Annotated in this window: 18 protein-coding genes; 8 read left to right on the forward strand and 10 right to left on the reverse strand. The window is 70.2% G+C overall.

What is annotated here, in order from left to right; translation table 11 throughout:
* Positions 1-337 precede the first annotated feature (337 nt).
* Genes ccoN through ccoS form a run of 8 tightly spaced genes read left to right on the forward strand, consistent with a single transcriptional unit; the run spans position 338 to position 8,500 of the window.
* Positions 338-2,521: a cytochrome-c oxidase, cbb3-type subunit I gene (gene ccoN / locus Strain318_RS01640; RefSeq protein WP_367886792.1), complete on the forward strand. Its 2,184-nt coding sequence runs from the start codon at positions 338-340 to the stop codon at positions 2,519-2,521.
* Positions 2,518-2,718, forward strand: a complete 201-nt coding sequence (locus Strain318_RS01645; protein ID WP_367886793.1) for a CcoQ/FixQ family Cbb3-type cytochrome c oxidase assembly chaperone — start codon at positions 2,518-2,520, stop codon at positions 2,716-2,718. The genes ccoN and Strain318_RS01645 overlap by 4 nt, the downstream gene beginning before the upstream one ends.
* Positions 2,711-3,286, forward strand: a complete 576-nt coding sequence (locus Strain318_RS01650) for a cbb3-type cytochrome c oxidase N-terminal domain-containing protein (RefSeq protein WP_367886794.1) — start codon at positions 2,711-2,713, stop codon at positions 3,284-3,286. The genes Strain318_RS01645 and Strain318_RS01650 overlap by 8 nt, the downstream gene beginning before the upstream one ends.
* The gene (ccoG, locus tag Strain318_RS01655; RefSeq protein ID WP_367886795.1) at positions 3,283-4,689 is read left to right on the forward strand and encodes a cytochrome c oxidase accessory protein CcoG; all 1,407 of its coding nucleotides are present in this window, start codon (positions 3,283-3,285) and stop codon (positions 4,687-4,689) included. Before Strain318_RS01650 ends, ccoG begins: the two co-directional genes overlap by 4 nt.
* Positions 4,686-5,168: a FixH family protein gene (locus Strain318_RS01660; protein WP_367886796.1), complete on the forward strand. Its 483-nt coding sequence runs from the start codon at positions 4,686-4,688 to the stop codon at positions 5,166-5,168. Before ccoG ends, Strain318_RS01660 begins: the two co-directional genes overlap by 4 nt.
* 2 nt (positions 5,169-5,170) lie before the next feature.
* On the forward strand, positions 5,171-5,902 hold the full coding sequence (locus Strain318_RS01665) for a sulfite exporter TauE/SafE family protein (RefSeq protein WP_367886797.1): 732 nt from the start codon (positions 5,171-5,173) through the stop codon (positions 5,900-5,902).
* The gene (locus Strain318_RS01670; RefSeq protein ID WP_367886798.1) at positions 5,880-8,327 is read left to right on the forward strand and encodes a heavy metal translocating P-type ATPase; all 2,448 of its coding nucleotides are present in this window, start codon (positions 5,880-5,882) and stop codon (positions 8,325-8,327) included. The genes Strain318_RS01665 and Strain318_RS01670 overlap by 23 nt, the downstream gene beginning before the upstream one ends.
* Entirely contained in the window at positions 8,324-8,500 is a 177-nt protein-coding gene (ccoS, locus tag Strain318_RS01675; RefSeq protein WP_367886799.1) for a cbb3-type cytochrome oxidase assembly protein CcoS, read from the forward strand. The genes Strain318_RS01670 and ccoS overlap by 4 nt, the downstream gene beginning before the upstream one ends.
* On the opposite strand, the gene Strain318_RS01680 is transcribed toward ccoS, so the two are convergent.
* From Strain318_RS01680 to Strain318_RS01725, 10 genes are read right to left on the reverse strand one after another with little or no spacing between them, the layout of a single operon-like run.
* A complete protein-coding gene (locus Strain318_RS01680) occupies positions 8,466-10,307 on the reverse strand; it encodes a heavy metal translocating P-type ATPase (protein WP_367886800.1) in 1,842 nt (613 codons plus the stop codon). The genes ccoS and Strain318_RS01680 overlap by 35 nt on opposite strands.
* Positions 10,308-10,311: 4 nt before the next feature.
* A complete protein-coding gene (locus Strain318_RS01685; protein ID WP_367886801.1) occupies positions 10,312-10,479 on the reverse strand; it encodes a hypothetical protein in 168 nt (55 codons plus the stop codon).
* 42 nt (positions 10,480-10,521) lie between these two features.
* On the reverse strand, positions 10,522-10,980 hold the full coding sequence (locus Strain318_RS01690; RefSeq protein ID WP_367886802.1) for a peptidylprolyl isomerase: 459 nt from the start codon (positions 10,978-10,980) through the stop codon (positions 10,522-10,524).
* Positions 10,981-10,989: 9 nt separating this feature from the next.
* On the reverse strand, positions 10,990-11,466 hold the full coding sequence (locus Strain318_RS01695) for an energy transducer TonB (RefSeq protein ID WP_367886803.1): 477 nt from the start codon (positions 11,464-11,466) through the stop codon (positions 10,990-10,992).
* Positions 11,466-12,128 (reverse strand): endonuclease III, encoded by a 663-nt coding sequence (gene nth, locus Strain318_RS01700; RefSeq protein WP_367886804.1) that lies wholly within the window; start codon positions 12,126-12,128, stop codon positions 11,466-11,468. Before nth ends, Strain318_RS01695 begins: the two co-directional genes overlap by 1 nt.
* The gene (locus Strain318_RS01705) at positions 12,125-13,855 is read right to left on the reverse strand and encodes a helix-hairpin-helix domain-containing protein (protein ID WP_367886805.1); all 1,731 of its coding nucleotides are present in this window, start codon (positions 13,853-13,855) and stop codon (positions 12,125-12,127) included. The genes nth and Strain318_RS01705 overlap by 4 nt, the downstream gene beginning before the upstream one ends.
* Positions 13,856-13,863: 8 nt before the next feature.
* Positions 13,864-14,319, reverse strand: a complete 456-nt coding sequence (locus tag Strain318_RS01710) for a hypothetical protein (RefSeq protein WP_367886806.1) — start codon at positions 14,317-14,319, stop codon at positions 13,864-13,866.
* Entirely contained in the window at positions 14,319-15,212 is an 894-nt protein-coding gene (locus Strain318_RS01715) for an alpha/beta fold hydrolase (RefSeq protein WP_367886807.1), read from the reverse strand. Before Strain318_RS01715 ends, Strain318_RS01710 begins: the two co-directional genes overlap by 1 nt.
* Positions 15,213-15,215: 3 nt before the next feature.
* Positions 15,216-16,085: a histone deacetylase family protein gene (locus tag Strain318_RS01720; protein ID WP_367886808.1), complete on the reverse strand. Its 870-nt coding sequence runs from the start codon at positions 16,083-16,085 to the stop codon at positions 15,216-15,218.
* A gap of 54 nt (positions 16,086-16,139) precedes the next feature.
* Entirely contained in the window at positions 16,140-17,465 is a 1,326-nt protein-coding gene (locus Strain318_RS01725) for a metal-dependent hydrolase family protein (protein WP_367886809.1), read from the reverse strand.
* Positions 17,466-17,488 lie beyond the last annotated feature (23 nt).

Below are 17,488 nucleotides of genomic sequence, written 5' to 3' on the forward strand. Positions count from 1 at the left end.
TCTCACGGGATATGGGAGACGGTGGGGAGGGGGGAGGCGTAGGCCAATCTAATGTTTGCCACGTCGTCTCCCGAACCTTGCCCGTCTGCCCCCCGTCTCCCGCATTCGCGTCTCTCCATCTCCGCCCGTACTCACGTCTTACGTCTCCCAGCCGCGGCGGGGCGGGAGACGGTCGCGGGAGACGGGAGAGGGTCGAGCGACGGGAGACGAGGGATTCCCCTACAGAGTTTCCCCTAAAGTCTGACACCCTTGGGGGAGGGTTGGGGCGAGTTTACCCGCGGCCCTCCCCCGGCCGCGCGGTCGGGGCTGCCCACCCCCCAACCCGCGGAGCCGGGTAATGAGTACGCACGTCGAGACTTTTTCCTACGATGATGCGATCGTCCGCAAGTTCCTCTGGGCGACCATCATCTGGGGCATCGTCGGATTCACGGTCGGGTTGCTGATCGCGCTGCAGCTCGCGAATCCCTGGTTCAACTTCGACATCTCGTGGCTGTCCTTCGGACGCCTGCGCCCGCTGCACACGAACGCGGTGATCTTCGCGTTCGCGGGCAACGCGATCTTCACCGGCGCCTACTACTCCACCCAGCGACTGCTCAAGACGCGGATGTTCTCCGACCGCTTGAGCGCGTTCCACTTCTGGGGCTGGCAGGCGATCATCGTCGCCGCGGCACTGACGCTGCCGCTCGGCTTCACGCAGGCCAAGGAGTATGCGGAACTCGAGTGGCCGATCGACGTGGCCATCGCGGTGGTGTGGGTGGCCTTCGCCGTGAACTTCTTCGGCACGATCGCGCGGCGTCGCGAGCGGCACATCTACGTGGCGATCTGGTTCTACATCGCCAGCATCGTGACCGTGGCGCTGCTGCACATCTTCAACAACCTCAGCGTCCCGGCCGGCTGGCTGAAGAGCTATTCGCTCTACGCCGGCGTGCAGGACGCGTTCATGCAGTGGTGGTACGGGCATAACGCCGTCGCGTTCTTCCTGACGACACCGTTCCTCGGCCTGATGTACTACTTCATGCCGAAGGCCGCCGAGCGGCCGGTGTTCTCGTACAAGCTGAGCATCCTGCATTTCTGGTCGCTGGTGTTCCTGTACATCTGGGCCGGGCCGCACCACCTCCACTACACGGCGCTGCCGGAGTGGGCGAGCACGCTGGGCATGCTCTTCTCGGTGATGCTGTGGATGCCGAGCTGGGGCGGCATGGTGAACGGCCTGCTGACGCTGCGCGGCGCCTGGCACAAGGTCACGGAAGAGCCGGTGCTCAAGTTCTTCGTCGTCGCGATCACGGCGTACGGCATGAGCACCTTCGAGGGCCCGATGCTCTCGGTGAAGAGCGTGAATGCGCTCGCGCACTACACGGACTGGATCATCGCGCACGTGCACACGGGGGCGCTAGGCTGGAACGGCCTGCTCACCTTCGGCATGGTGTACTGGCTGGCCCCGCGGCTGTTCCAGGCGCCGCTGCATTCCAAGAAGCTCGCGGAAGTGCACTTCTGGATCGCCACCTTCGGCATCCTGCTGTATGTGGCCAGCATCTACTCGGCTGGCATCACGCAGGGGCTGATGTGGCGCGCGTTCGACGAGACGGGTCGCCTGGCGTATCCCGACTTCGTCGAGACGGTGATGCAGCTGATGCCGATGTACTGGGTGCGCGTGGCGGGCGGCACGCTGTACATCATCGGCTCGCTGATCTTCCTGTACAACATCGCGATGACGTGGAAGGCGCGTCCGGCGGCGTACGAGGTGCCGCAGGTGTCGGCGCCGCCGCTGGCGAAGGCGTACGAGGAGCACCGCGTGCCCGAGACGGGCGGCGTCATCGGCAAGTTCGCGAACCTCAACTGGCACCGTCGCTGGGAAGGCCTGCCGCTGCTGTTCACGGTGATGACCGTGCTCGCGGTGGTGGTGGCCTCGCTGGCGGAGATCATCCCCACGTTCCTGATCAAGAGCAACGTGCCGACGATCGCCAGCGTGAAGCCGTACACGCCGCTGGAACTCGCCGGCCGCGACCTCTACATCAAGGAAGGCTGCTTCAACTGCCACTCGCAGATGGTGCGGCCGCTGCGCTACGAGACGGAGCGCTTCGGCGAGTACTCGAAGCCGGGTGAGTTCGTGTACGACCATCCGTTCCTGTGGGGTTCGCGTCGCATCGGACCCGACTTGGCGCGCGTGGGCGGCAAGTATCCGGACCTCTGGCACGTGCGGCATTTCGCCGAGCCGAAGAGCATCGTGCAGAACTCCATCATGCCGGTGTACAAGCATCTGCAGGAGCGCCCGCTGGACTTCGCGGGCATCCAGCGTCGGGTCGACGCGATGGTGATGCTCGGCGTGCCGTACGGCGAGGCCGTGCAACGCGCGCCCGAGATGGCGCGTGAACAGGCGGTGCAGATGGCGGCGGCGATCGAGTCGCAGGGCGGTCCGAGCGGGCTGGCCGACAAGGAAGTGATCGCGCTGGTCGCGTACCTGCAGCGCCTGGGGCGCGACATCAAGACGCCGGTGGTCTCGGACGGAGGGACGCAGCCGTGAAACTGGTCGACGTGATGAGCGCCTCCGGCCTCTCCGGCTACGCCATCGTGGCGCTGCTGCTGTTCTTCGCGGCGTTCCTGATGGTGCTGGCGATGATCCTTGCCCCCGGCTCCACGGCGCGCATGGCGCGCGCCGCGCAGCTGCCCCTCGACGACGACACGCGGTCCCCCCAGGGGACCGGGAGCACCAATGGCTGAGCAAAGCGACGACAAGCTCCTGGGCCACGAGTACGACGGCATCCAAGAGTACGACAACCCGATGCCGCGCTGGTGGGTCTGGGTGTTCTGGGCGACGATCGTGTTCGTGCCGCTCTATTACATCCTGCCCGCGCCGTTCGGCGAGGGTGAGGGCACGGTGGCGCAGTACGAGGCCGATGTCGCGCGGCACCAGGCCGCGCAGCCGACGCAAGTCGCTGCGACGGTCACCGATGAGGAGTTGCACGAGCTCTCGGAAGACGACGAGGCGCTGGCCGACGGAAAGGCGGTCTATGCGGCCAACTGCGCCGCCTGCCATCGCGCCGACGGCGGCGGCTTGATCGGCCCGAACCTCACCGACGACGCGTGGATCCACGGCGGCGTGCCGGTGCAGGTGCGCCACACGATTGCGGTGGGCGTGCTCGAGAAGGGGATGCCGCCCTGGGAGCGCATCCTCAAGCCCGAGCAGCTGAATCACGTGACCGCGTACGTGCTCTCGCTCAAGGGCACGAACCCGCCGAACCCGAAGGCGCCGGAGGGCGCCCCCGCCGCGCCCGCGAGCGGGACGTGACCGCGCCCCCGGTCGCCAAGGGACGCGTCCTCGCGACGCTCAACGAGGACGGCTCGCGCCGCTGGATCCGCCCCCGCCCGTCGCCGGGCAAGTGGCTGATCCGGCGGCGGGTGGTGGCCTACGCGCTGATGGCCTTCTACCTCGCGTTCCCGCACCTGCGCTGGAACGGCAAGCCGTGGATGCTGCTCGACCTGCCCAAGCGGGAGTTCACGTTCTTCGGCAGCACCTTCCTGCCCACGGACACGCTGCTGCTGATGCTGCTGTTCGTGAGCGTGCTGGTGTTCATCTTCCTGCTCACGGCGCTGTTCGGCCGCGTGTGGTGCGGCTGGGCCTGCCCCCAGACGGTCTGGATGGAGTTCCTCTTCCGGCCGATCGAGCGGCTGGTCGAAGGCGGCTACACGCAATCGCGCGCGCTCGACCGGGACAAGAAGCACTTCACGCCGCGGCGCCTGCTCAAGTACGCGATCTACGGCGTCCTGGCCGTCGTGCTCGGCAATACCTTCCTCGCGTACTTCGTCGGCACGGAGTCGCTGTTCCGCTGGATGGCGCAGTCGCCGTTCGAGCATCCGACGCCGTTCCTCGTGATGGCGACGGTGTCGCTCGGCGTGTTCCTCGACTTCACCTGGTTCCGCGAGCAGACCTGCATCGTGGCCTGCCCCTACGGCCGCTGGCAGTCGGCCCTGCTCGACAAGCAGTCGGTGATCGTCGCGTATGACGTGACGCGCGGGGAGCCGCGCGGCCACGGCACGGGCGCACGTCCGGGACTCGGCGACTGCGTGGCCTGCAACGCCTGCGTGAACACCTGCCCGACGGGCATCGACATCCGCGACGGCCTGCAGATGGAGTGCATCCACTGCACGCAGTGCGCGGACGCCTGCGACGCCATCATGGACAAGGTCGGCAAGCCGCGCGGCCTCATCCGCTACACCTCGCAGGATGCGTTGGCGGGCAAGCCGCCGAAGTTCCTGCGCGTGCGCACGGTGCTGTATCCGTTGGTCTTCACGCTGTTCTTCGGTGCCTTCCTCATCGCGCTGGCGACGCGGTCGACGGCCGACGTCACGTTGCTCGGGCCGATCGGCGCGCCGTTCACGCGCGAGGCCGACGGGTCGGTGGTGAACCAGGTGCGCATCAAGATCGCCAACCGCACGGGGCGCGAGCAGTCGTACGACATCGCGTACCTCGACGAACCGGGCGCCAACTTCATCGCGCCGGAGAACCCGTTGCGCGTCGCGGCGGGCGCGACGGTGACGACGTCGGTGTTCATCGTGCAGCCGGCCGCGCGTTTCGCCGCGGGCGAGCGGCGCGTCCGCCTACGCATCGACGACAACGCGAAGTTCGAGCGCGAGTTCACGTGGCGCCTGCCCGGGCCCGTGGGCGACGCATCCACCCCGGAGGTTCCGTGAAGCGCGGTTGGCAGTGGCCAGTGCTCATCACGCTCGCGTTGGCGTTCACGGTGGGCGTGAACGTGGTGATGCTGCTGGCCGCGGGGTCGGATCCCAACGGCACGGTGGTGGAGCCCGATTACTACCGCAAGGCCGTGGAGTGGGACCGCACGATGGAGCGCCGCGCGGCGAGCGCGGCGCTGGGGTGGACGGCGACGGCGACGCTGGGAGCGATGGACGCCGCCGGCGACCGCACGCGTGCGCTCGCCGTGGCGTTGCGCGACACCGCCGGCGCAGCCATTTCGGATGCCGAGGTGAGCGCGACGCTGATCCATAATCGCGAAGCGTCCACGCCGATTGCGCTGACGCTGCGTGCCGACGGTGGCGGACGATACGTGGTGGACGGTGCGCTCGTGCACGCCGGCCAGTGGGAAGTGCGCATCGTCGCGCGGCGCGGGAGCGAGCGCTTCGAGACGTCGTTGCGGGTCAAGGCGCCGTAGGCGTGTTCGCGCTCGCCAGCTCGGTCTTCGTCGCCGGATTGCTCGGCAGCGCGCATTGCGCCGGGATGTGCGGCAGCTTCGCCTGCCTCGCATCGGGTGGTGATGCCTCACGCGGGCCGGCGGTGTTGCGCTCCACGGCGGCCTACAATCTCGGGCGTCTGCTCAGCTACGCGACGTTGGGGGCACTCGCCGGCGCGGCGGGGGCCGGGTTGAACAAGGCGGGAGCAATCGCCGGGCTCGCGCGTCCGGCGGCCATCGTCGCCGGTGTGTTGCTGATCCTCTGGGGTCTGGCATCCCTGCTGGCAGCGCTTGGCCTGCGCATTCCTTCGCTGGATGTGCCGCCCGCGCTCGCGACGCGCGTCGCGCGCGCGGTGCGCGTGGTGCAGGACCGTCCGCCGAGCGTGCGCGCGCTGGCGATCGGCGCGCTCTCGGCGGCACTGCCCTGCGGCTGGCTGTACGCCTTCGTGGCCACGTCGGCGGCCGCGGGCTCGGCGCTGGGCGGCGCGACGGTGATGGCCGCGTTCTGGCTGGGCACCGTGCCGTTGCTTGCCGCTGTCGGCCTTGGCGCGCAGCGCCTGCTGGGGCGCTTCCGCAGCCGCCTGCCCGTGATGACCGCGAGTGTGCTGGTGATTCTCGGAGTGCTCACCGTCGCCGGCCGTCTGACGCCGGCGATGCCCCATGCCAACGCCATGACGACCTCGAGCAGCGCCGATGGGCAGCACACTCACCACTGAGCTGACGCTCGGCGTCGGCGCCGATGCGCGCTGTGCGCACTGTGGCCTCGAGGCCACGGCGGGCGACGCGCGCACTGTGGATGGCGCGACCTACTGCTGCGCCGGCTGCGAGACGGCGGCGAGCATCATCCGCCAGAGTGGGCTCAGCGGCGGCTTCTACGCGCTGCCGGAGCGCCGCTCGAGCCGTGTGGCGCCGAGCGGGCGCAGCTATGCGGAGTTCGATCACGAGGCCTTCCACGCCGCGCATGTGAAGGCCCTGCCCGACGGACTGCGCGAAGTGCAGTTCTACCTCGAGGGCGTGCATTGCGCGTCCTGCGTGTGGTTGGTGGAGCGCGTGCCGTTGATCGTGCCCGGCGCGGTGCGCGCCGAGCTGGACGTAACGCGCGCGGTGGCGCGGCTCGCGTGGGATCCGACGGCCGTGTCGCTGAGCGCGCTGGCGCGGGCGCTGGACCAGTTGGGATACCCGCCGCATGCCTTCCGCGGCCACCGCGCGGACGAGGCGCGGAAGGCCGAGGAGCGCGCGATGCTGACGCGCATCGGCGTCGCAGGGGCGATCGCCGGCAACGTGATGACGATCGCGCTGGCGCTGTACTCGGGGATCTTCAGCGGCATGGAGCGCGAATTCGAGCGCTACTTCCGCTGGTTGAGTTGGATCCTCGTGACACCGGCGCTGTTCTGGCCTGGGCGCACCTTCTTCACGAGCGCGTGGCAGGCACTGAAGAACAAGCGGCTGCACATGGACGTGCCGATCGCCCTGGCGCTGGCGCTGGGCTACGTGCAGGGCGCGGTGAACACGCTGCGCGACGGTGGTCCGATCTATTTCGATGCCGTCGGCACGCTGATCTTCCTGCTGCTCGTCGGCCGTTACCTGCAGCACCGCGCGCAGCGCAGCGCGGCGGATTCGGCGGCCTTGCTTGGCGCACTGTCGCCGGCCACGGCGCGCGTGGTGGATGGGGAGCACGTGAAGGAAGTGCCGAGCGAGGCCGTGCTGCCCGGCATGACGCTGGACGTGCGACCGGGCGACACGCTCGCTGCCGACGGCACCGTGGTCCGCGGCACCTCATCGTTGGATCTCGCGCTGCTGACGGGTGAATCGCGGCCGGTGCGCGTCGGCGAGGGGGAGAAAGTGTTCGCCGGTACCGTGAACCTCTCGTCGCCGCTGCGCGTGCACGTGGAGGAAGCGGGCATTACGAGTCGGCTCGGCCGCCTGCTGCGCGACGTGGAGGACGGCTCGCGTGAACGACCGCCGGTGGTGCTGCTGGCGGATCGCATCGCCGGCTACTTCATCGCCGTCGTGCTGGTGTTGGCAGCCATCACCGCGACGCTCTGGTGGCAGCGCGACATGTACTTCGCGATCGACAGCGCCATCGCGCTGCTGGTCGTGACCTGTCCGTGTGCGTTGGCGATCGCCACGCCGCTGGCGTTCACGGTGGCGGTCGGGCGTGCGGCGGGGCGCGGCATCCTGGTGAAGGGTGCGCATTCGCTCGAGACGCTCACGGGGCGCGGCACGATCTTCCTCGACAAGACGGGCACGCTCACCGAAGGCCGCATGGAGCTCGAGGCCTTCGACGGGCCGGCGGAGTTGCGCAGCGCGATTCTCGGGCTCGAGCGGCACTCGCGGCATCCCGTCGCGGCGGCGTTTGCGCAGGCCTGGGCGGATGTCGAGCCGCGCGACGTCGTGGAGTACGAGGAGACGCTCGGCGGCGGCCTGCGCGGGCGCGTGGATGGTCGGGAGCTGATCGTCGGACGCCCTGAGTGGGTGCTCGCGCGCAGCGCACGTGTCGCGGAGCGCCTGCAGGGTGCGTCGCCGCTCGATGCGCGGCTCACGCCGGTGCTCATCGCCGTGGATGGCGAGGTTGTGGCGCGGGCGGGCTTCGGCGATCCGCTGCGCAGCACCGCCAAGGGTATGATCGGCGAACTGCAGGCGCATGGCTGGGAGGTGCGTCTCCTCAGCGGCGATGCGCCGCAGGTGGTGCGGGCCGTGGCGTCGGCCTTGGGCATCCCCGCCGAGCAAGCCGAGGGTGCGGCGAGCCCCGAGCGAAAGCGCGAGGCGATTGCGGCTGCGCGTGCGCAGGGCACCGTGGTCATGGTCGGCGACGGCGTGAACGACGCGGCGGCTATCGCGGCGGCCACGGTGGGCATCGCCGTGCGGGGCGGCGCCGAGGCGTCGATGGCGGCGGCGGATGTGTACCTGGCGAAGCGCGGGGTGGCCTCGCTGGGCGAGTTGTTCGCGGGCGCACGCCGCACGACCAGCGTGATCCAACGCAACATGGCGGTCGCGCTGGGCTATAATGCGATCAGCGTCGCGATGGCGATGATGGGGATCCTGGATCCGCTCTTCGCCGCGGTGCTGATGCCCTTGGGCTCGGTGACGGTGATCCTCGCCACCTGGCGCGCGACGACGTTCCCGAAGGAGGCCCTGTGAGCGTGCTGTTCCTGTTGGTGCCGTTGGCGATCCTGCTGGTGGCGATCTTTGTCGGCGCCTACGTGTGGAGCACGCGCACGGGGCAGTTCGACGATCTCACCACGCCGGCGATGCGCGCGGTGCACGACGACGGGACCGTCACCCCTCCGCCGCGGCCGCCCGAAGCGCGTTGACGATGACGGCGATGTCGATCGCCTCCTGCACCAGCGCTCCGGCCGTGGGCGGCAGGTAGCCCAGCGCGGCGACGACCATGCCGGCCGCGGAGAGCGCGAGGCCGGCACCGATGCTCTGCTTCGCGATGCGCACCGTGCGCTGCCCGATGGCGACGGCTTCTTCCACGCGCATCACGTCATCGGCGAGCAGCACCACGCCGGCCGCTTCGGCGGAGATGCCGCCGCCGTGCGCGGCCAACGCGACACCCACGGTCGCAGAGGCGAGCGCGGGCGCATCGTTGGTGCCGTCGCCGACCATGAGCACGCGACGGCCTTCGGCTTCCAGCGCCTTCACGGCTGCGACCTTGTCCTGCGGGAGTTGGTCGCCGCGAGCTTCGGTGATGCCGACTTCGCGGGCGATCTTCGCCACGTTGTCGGCGTGGTCGCCGGAGAGGAGCACGACGCGCGTCAGTCCCCGCGCGGCCAGCCGCGGTCCGAGCTGCTCGAGCCCTGCGCGCAGGCGGTCTGCGTAGTGGATCACGCCCAGCGAGTCGTCGCCGACGGCGATGAAGGCGCGCAGCCCGCCGGACTGCCCATCATGGAACGCTGCCACGGTGTCCGCCAGCGCGGGATGCCGCTCGGTGACGATGGACCGCTCGCCGACCGTCACGCGGCGGCCGTCCACGGTACCGCTCACGCCGCGGCCCGCGTACTCGGTGATGTCCGACGCCTTGGGGAGGTCGAGCCCGCGGTCCAGCGCTTCGGCGACCGTCGAGCGCGCCAACAAGTGGCCGCTGCCGACTTCGATCGCTGCCCCGAGGCGCAGCAAGGCGTTGGCGTCGGGACCGCGCAGCGATTCCACGCGCGCCACGGCCGGCCGCCCGATGGTGAGCGTGCCCGTCTTGTCGAATACCACGGTGTCGACGCGTGAGAGCAGCTCGAGCGCCGAGCCGTTGCGGACGACGATGCTGCGCCGCGCCGCGCGGTTGATGCCGCCGATCACCGCGACCGGTGTGGCGATGATGAGCGGGCAGGGCGTGGCGACGACGAGCACGGCCAGCACACGGCTCACGTCGCCGGAGATCCACCACGCGATCGCGCAGGCGGCGAGCGTGAGCGGCGTGAACCACACGGCCCAGCGGTCGGCGAGGCGCTGGATGGGCGCCTTCTCGGCCTGCGCCGTGCGGACCAAGTCGACGATGCGCGCGTAGAGCGATTCGCGCGCCGGCGCCGTGACGCGCAGGACAAGCGGGCTCTGCAGGTTCACCACTCCAGAGCTCACGTGTGCCCCTGGCCCCACGCGCTCGGGCAGTGGTTCGCCGGTCACGCGCGACGTGTCGAGCGAGCTCGAGCCTTCGAGCACCGTGGCGTCGCAGGGCAGCATCTCCCCCGGGCGCACGAGGATTGCGTCGCCGACCGCGACCGCGTCGGCCGGCACGTCCTCGAGGTCGTGCACGTCGTTGCCGCGGAGACGATGCGCGATGCGCGGTGCGGCGGCCTCCAGTTCGCGCACGGCGGCCGAGGCGCGGCCTTCCGCGTAGCGCTCGAGGAGCTCGCCGCCCGTCTGCATGAGGACGATGACGAGGCCGGCGACGGGTTCGCGCAGCGCGATGGCCGTGACGATGGCCAGCATGGCGACGACGTCGGCGGCGAACTCGCCGCGGACCATGCCGCGCAGGGTCCGGAACGCGACCGGCGCGCCGAGGAGGATCAGCGCGCCGTACTGGAGCCAGAACGCGAGCGTGTCGAAGCGCTCGCCGATGTGGAGCAGCCCGCCGACGACGAGCGCGAGAACCGCGAACGCCGGCGCGCGGGCTGCGCGCAGCATGGGCTTAGTGCTGCGTCGAGGCGGCGGCACCTTCGGCCGCGTGGCCCTCGAACTTCTTGTTGGTGAGCGTCATCGTCACGACGACGACGATTGCAACGAACACGAGCCCGACGAAGAAGCCTGTCAGGTGGGCCTTGGTGTCGCGGCCCGTCATGGGAGTTCCGGCAGTCATTGGGGGGTCCGGAGGAAGGAGGGGATCAGGCGCTGGCGCGCGTCAGCTGACGCGCACCGTCACCATGTGGTCGCGGTCGGTCAGCTGGTTCATCACGTCGAGACCGGACGTGACCTGCCCGAACACCGTGTGCACGCCGTTCAGGTGCCGCGTGTTGGCTTCGCTGAGCACCATGAAGAACTGCGAGCCGCCGGTGTCCTTGCCGGCGTGGGCCATCGACAGCGCGCCGACCTTGTGCGTCTGCGGATTGCCCGCGGTCTCGCACTTGATCTTGTAGCCCGGGCCGCCGGTGCCCGGCGGGCCCTTGGGCGTGCCGCCGATCTTCGCGTTCGGGCAACCGCCCTGGACGACGAAGTCGGGGATGACGCGATGGAAGCGGATCTGGTCGTAGAAGCCCTCGTTGGCGAGCTTCTCGAAATTGGCGACCGTGCCGGGAGCGTCCTTCTCGAAGAGCTCTGCGGTGATGGTGCCCTTGTTGGTTTCGAACGTGGCGGTCTTCATGCCCGAAATCTAACGCCGCCGGGGCGGTGAGGTAGCCACGAATTGGTAGTAGCGCGGCACCTTGCAGCCGTTGCGCAGCGCGGGCTCGAAGGTCCATTGGGCGATCGCGTTGCGGGCCCCTGTCGTGAGCCAGGCGCTCGTGGATTCGATCACCGTGAACGTGCTCATGTCGGGCTTGCCGAGGGTATCGACCAGGACCTCGACCTTGAGCGACGAGCTGCCATCGCGGCGCACGGCCGCGCGTGGGACCGGCGTGCGGATGGGCGGCGGTTGCATCCGCACGGGGGTCGGCACGCGCTCGACGTCGAGGCGCGGGTTGAGCGCAGCGTCTTCGCGGGCGAGCACGCAGGAGTCGGCCGGCGGTGCGAGGACCTGGGCGTTGCGGGTCTCCGGCTCGGCGGTCTTCGTGGCGCAGGCCGAGACGGCGAGAACGGCGGCCAGCGCCGTGAGCGGCGCGACGAGGCGGGGCAGGGCAGGCTTGGGCATCACGGAAGTTCAGCAGAGGGGCAGATATCGGCCAGTGCGCAGTCGCCGCACTTCGGCTTGCGGGCATCACAGGTGCGACGGCCGTGCCAGATCATCAGGTGCGAGAGCATGGTCCAGCTCTCGCGCGGGAACAACGGCATCAACGCCCGCTCGACCTTCACGGGGTCGCTTTCCTTCGTGAGACCGAAGCGCCGCGCAAGCCGCTGCACGTGCGTATCGACCACGACGCCTTCGTTGATGCCGTAGGCGTTGCCGAGCACCACGTTCGCCGTCTTGCGGCCGATGCCCGGCAGCGTCACCAGCGCATCCATGTCCGCCGGCACTTCGCCGCCGTGTGTCTCCACGACTTGCGTGGCGAAGCCGGAGAGTGATTTGGCCTTGTTGCGGTAGAACCCCGTGCTCTGGATGACCTGCTCGATCTCCTCGCGCGGGGCTTGGGCGAGCGCCTCGGCGTCGGGCCAGCGCCGGAACAGCTCGGGCGTGACCATGTTGACGCGCTTGTCCGTACACTGCGCCGAGAGGATTGTTGCGACGGCCAGCTCGTAGGGATTGCGGTAGTCGAGTTCGCAGTGCGCGTCGGGGTAGAGCGCGAGCAGCCGACGGTGGATCTCGGCGGCGTGGGCCTTGAGCGCCGCGCCGCGCAGGGCCTTCCGGCGCGTCAACGCGCGGCCGCCGCGCGGCGCCGACGCGTCGCGAAGGCCACGAAGTCCTCGGCGCTACGCGTGTTGATCACATCCTCGGGGCGCAGCCAGGCCTTGCGGGCCATGCCGATGCCGAGGGCCATGTTCTCGAGGCCATCTACGGAGTGAGCATCCGGTCCGATCTCGATCGTCGCGCCGTACTTGCGGGCGAGGCGCGCGAGCCGCCAGTCGAGGTCGAGGCGATGCGGGTCGGCATTGAGTTCGACGGCGACGCCGAGCCGGCCGGCTTTCTCGAGCACGGCGTCCATGTCGATTGCAAACGGTTCACGCGTCAGCAGCAGCCGCCCCGTGGGATGCCCGAGCACGCTGATGTGCGGGTCGTCGAGTGCCTTCAGCACGCGATCCGTCATCTGGCGCTCGTTCATGCCGAGGCGCGAGTGGATGGACGCGATCACGTAGTCGAAGCGATCGAGCACGTCGGTGGGATAATCGATGCGTCCGCAGGGCAGGATGTCCGCTTCGACGCCCTTGAGCACGCGGAAGTCGGAGAACGAGGCATTGATGGCGTCGATCTCATCGTGCTGGCGCGCCAGCGATTCCGCGCTCAAGCCGCCCGCGTAGAACGCGCTCTGCGAATGGTCGGAGACGCCGAGGTAGCTCCAGCCGCGCGCCCGCGCCGCCGCCGCCAACTCGGCGATCGTCGCGCCGCCGTCGGAATACTGCGAGTGGCAGTGCAGCACCCCGCGGATGTCCTCGAGGGTGACGAGGCCGGCGAAGCCCTCGGTCTCGGCGTGCTCGCTCTCGCCCATGCCTTCGCGTAGCTCGGGTGCCAACCAGGGCAGCCCGATGGCGGCGTAGAGCGCGGGCTCGTCGGCGAGTTCGATGACGCGGCCGCTGGCGTCGCGCAGGTCGTGGTCGCCGAGCGTGAGTCCGCGCAGCGCGGCGCGCGTGACGACCTCCTGCACGTGCGCGGCGGACCCCGTGGCGCGGAACCAGGCGACGACGAACTCAGTGGCGGGCACGCAATGCAGTTGCAGGCGCACGCCGTCGTCGAAGCGGATGGCGACGTGCCGCGTGCCGCTGCCCACCGAGTCGCGCACGCCCGGCGAGCGGGCGAAGGCCGCGGCGATCGCTTCCGGCTCGCGCACGCAGGCCGCGACGATCTCCACGTCCCGTACGGTCTCGCAGTGGCGGCGCACGGCGCCGGCGATCTCGGCGCGCACGACGCCGCTCAGGCGACGCACCGCCGAGAGCAGGCGCTCGGCTTCGGCGCGGCCATGCGGCAGCAGGATCTGCGCGCCGCTCTCCTTCAGCCAGGCGATGCCACGCAGCACCTGCTCCGCGGTGCGCTCGCCGAAGCGTGGCAGCTTGGCCAGGCGGCCATCGCGCGCGGCGTCCTCGAGTTCCTGCAGGGTGTCGATGCCGAGCCCTTCGTGGATGCGGCGGATGCGCGAGGGACCGAGGCCCGGCACGCGCATCATCTCGAAGAGGCCTTCCGGCGTGCTCTCGCGCAGGCGGTCGAGCAATTCGGAGTCGCCGTCGTCGCGGAGCTGCTCGAGGACCTCGATCACTTCCGGCGCAAAGCGGCGCTTGTCGCGCTTGAGGAGCTCCTTGAGCGGCTTGGCTTCGTCGGCCGCGAGCGAGCGGGCGGCGTCGGCGAAGGGGGCGGGCACGGCCGGATCCTCGCCCTGCAGCTCGAGCAGCGCGACGATTTCGTGCAGCAGGTGCGACGCGGCCTTCGAATCCATCCCGGCGCTCACTCTTCCTTGCCCGCGTGCTCCGACAGCGTGTCGATGAGCTGGTGCAACTGTCGTTCGGTGAGGTCGATCTCCTCCGCCGCGGCCTCGACATCGAGCAAGCCGGCGCGCATGGAGACCGCCACCTGATTGAGATAGCGGATCTTCGCGAGGATCTCGTCGGTGTGCTTGCGCAGCCCGAGGAAGCGGCGCTTTTCGGCCAGCGCGCGGCGGTGGCGCTTGATGAGCTCCTGCGGCGACATGCGCTTGGCGAGCGCGATCACTTCCTCGCGGGAGCGGCCGGGCAACGCGCCGCGGTCGGGCAGACCGAGATCATCCCAGGCCTCGTCGGCGAACCAGAGACGGCCCACGTACTCGATGCCGTCGTAGGTGATGCGCACCGAGACGTTGTAGCGGCGCCCGTCCATCTCGACGGTCGCCACATACGGTTGGATGATCTCGTCGTGCGTCGCCATCAGGGGCCGAGTGAGGATGCCGTGCGTGCGAGGAAGTCCTCGACGGCGGCGAAGAGCCGTGCCGGTTGTTCAACATACGGCACGTGCCCGCAGTCATCCAGCCACAGGCTCTCGGCGCCGAGCGCGGCGGCGCAGGCCTGCGCGGAGGCGAGGGGGATGGGGTCCTGCCGCCCGTGCACCACCAGTGCGGGGATGCGGAGCGTCCGGAGCGCGTCCCGCAGGTCGAAGTCGCCCAACGATTCCCAGATGCTCTGCTGCACGCGGCCCGTCACACGGAAGGGCGTGAGGTCGTGCACGCGTGACGGATCGGCGAAGTAGCCGGCGACGGAGAGTTCGAAGCTGCGCTGCTTGTAGGCTTCGGGGTCGGACTCACGCAGGCCGCTGGCCTGGAGCTCGGCGCGCATTGCCGTGACGGCGGGGCCGGTCTGGCGTGCGCTGAAGGTCGCCTCGAACTCGGCGCGCCAGCTGCGGTTCAGGGGCGCGGGGCTGATGAGCACGAGCCGATCCGGCGCCGGGGCCACGCGGCCGGCCGCGGCTTCGATGGCGTACAGCATCGCGAGCATCGCGCCCCACGAGTACCCGACCAGCGTGACCGGTCCGTCGTGCAGCTCGGCCAGCACCGCCGCGAGGTCCTCCACCTGCGTGTGCCAGGTGATCGGCGTGCGGTCGTCGGTCTTGGAACGGCCTCCGCCGCGCTGGTCGTACAGGAGCACGTCGTGATGGCGCGCCAGCTCGAGCATCTGCGGCAGCAGGTAGTCGAGGTGCGCGCCCGGACCTCCATGCAGGAGCACGAGCGTGCCCTTTGGCTGCGGGGCGTCGTAGCGGCACCAGTACAGCGGCAGCGCGGTGGTCGTCGTGACGCCCTCGGCGGAGGGCGGAGGAATCGGAGGCATGCCCTAAAGAAAGCTCGCGGCGACGCGGGCGGTATTCACGTGCACCCGGACGGTGTCGCGGATGTCGGCGCCGTAGCCGCCGGCGATGGCGATCGCCACGGGCACGCCGACGCTGCGGGCGGCCTCGAGGACCAGCGCGTCGCGGCGCATCAAGCCGTCGAAGCTGAGTTTGAGGCGGCCGAGCGTGTCGCCCTCGTGGGGATCGGCGCCCGCCAAGTACAGCACGAGGTCCGGGCGCGCGGCGGCGAGCACCTGCGGCAGCGCCTCGGCCAGCTTCTCGAGGTACTCGGTATCGCCCGTGCCGTCCTCGAGTTCGACGTCGAGCGTGCCCGCGACCTTGCGGAACGGATAGTTGCGCCGGCCGTGCATCGAGAAGGTGAAGGTGTCGTCGTCACCGACGAAGATCGCGTGCGTGCCGTTGCCTTGGTGCACGTCGAGGTCGATCACTGCGGCGCGGCGAATGCGGGCCTGGGCGCGCAGGGCGCACACGGCGATGGCGACGTCGTTGAGCACGCAGAATCCCTCGCCGTGCGACGCGAAGGCGTGGTGCGTGCCGCCCGCGAGATTCATCGCGATGCCGGCGTCCAAGGCATGCAGTGCCGCCTCGAGCGTACCGCCCGACGCGCGGAAGGAGCGCTCGACCAGCCCTTCGCTCCACGGGAAGCCCAGTGCGCGCTGCTCGGCGGCGGGCATCGTGCCGCGCAGGAGCCGCGTGATGTACTCGGCATCGTGCACGCGATGCACGTCCTCGAGCGGCGCGCGTGCCGGATCATGCAGCGCGGCCGGCGCGACGACGCCCTCGGCGAGGACGGCGTCGCGCAGCAGCGCGTACTTGGCGATCGGAAAGCGATGCCCCTCGGGGAGCGCAATCACATAGTGCGCGCTCGACCAGCAGTGCAGCGGCACGGCGCGATGCCCGCGGGGCGCTTAGCGCACCGCGCCCTCGCCGCGGAACACGACGCCGCCCTTCATCACGAAGCTCGGGCGCTCGAGCAGCGTCACGTCGCGCAGCGGGTCGCCGGGCACGGCGACGATGTCGGCGAGCAGGCCGGCGCGCAGCGTGCCGACGCGGTCCTCCCAGCCGAGCACCTTGGCGGCGCTCGCGGTCCCGGCGACGATCGATTCCATCGGCGTGAGGCCGCCCCACTGCACCATGAGCGTGAACTCATGGCCGTTCTGCCCGTGCTGACCGACGCCTGCGTCGGTCCCGAGGGCGATCGGCGTGCCGGCGGCCTTGGCGATCTTGATGGCGTTGCGCATCGCGGCGGCGGCTGCGCGGGCTTTCTCCGCGATGAACGGCGGCAGCCCTCCCGCGGCGGCGGCGCGCTCGACGGCCTCGCCGGCCATCAAGGTCGGCACCAGGTACGTGCCGCGCTCGGCCATCAGCCGTGCGCCTTCTTCGTCCAGGAACGACCCGTGCTCGATGCTCGCCACGCCCGCGCGCACCGCCCGCTTGATGCCTTCGGTGCCGTGCGCGTGCGCGGCGACCTTGCGGCCCAGGGTGCGCGCCTCGGTGACCATCGCCTCGAGTTCCTCGACGCTGTACTGCGACGCACCGATGCCCTGTGAGCCGCCCGAGAGCACGCCGGCGGTGGCGCAGGTCTTGATGACGTCGGCGCCGTACTTCACTTGGTACCGCACGGCGCGACGCACTTCATCCACGCCGTCCGCGATGCCCGTCTCCGGCGTCCCGTCGAACAGGCCGGGCCGGTAGTTGTTCTCGTCGCAGTGGCCGCCGGTGATGCCGAGGGAGTGGCCGGCCACCTGCAGGCGCGGGCCGGGCACGTAGCCGGCGTCGATCGCGGCGCGGAGGCCGACATCCTGGAAGCCCGGTGCGCCGACCATGCGCGCGCTGGTGAAGCCGGCCATCAGCGTCTGCCGCGCGTACTCCGTCCCGAGCGCGGCAAGGAAACCGGGATAGTCACGCGTGGCCGAGGTCTGCGCGCCCGGATCCTCGACCTCGCGGCCGATGAGGTGCACGTGCAGGTCGATGAATCCCGGCAGCAGCGTGACGTCGCCGAGGTTGAGCGTGCGCGCGCCGGCGGGGATGCGGACGGCGTTGGCCGCGCCCACGGCGACGATGCGATCGTCCGTGACGACCACGACGCCGTTCTGGATCGGTGCGGCGCCCGTGCCGTCGATGACGCGCGCGGCGCGCAGCACCACCGTGCCGCTGCCACGCGTGGGATACTCCTGGGCAGCCGCCGTGGTGGCGAGGGCGAAGAACGCGAGGGCAGGGATCAGCTGGCGCATGATGGTCTCAGCGGGGGTGGAGC

The organism is Pseudogemmatithrix spongiicola, from assembly GCF_030623445.1.
Classification (GTDB): domain Bacteria; phylum Gemmatimonadota; class Gemmatimonadetes; order Gemmatimonadales; family Gemmatimonadaceae; genus Pseudogemmatithrix; species Pseudogemmatithrix spongiicola.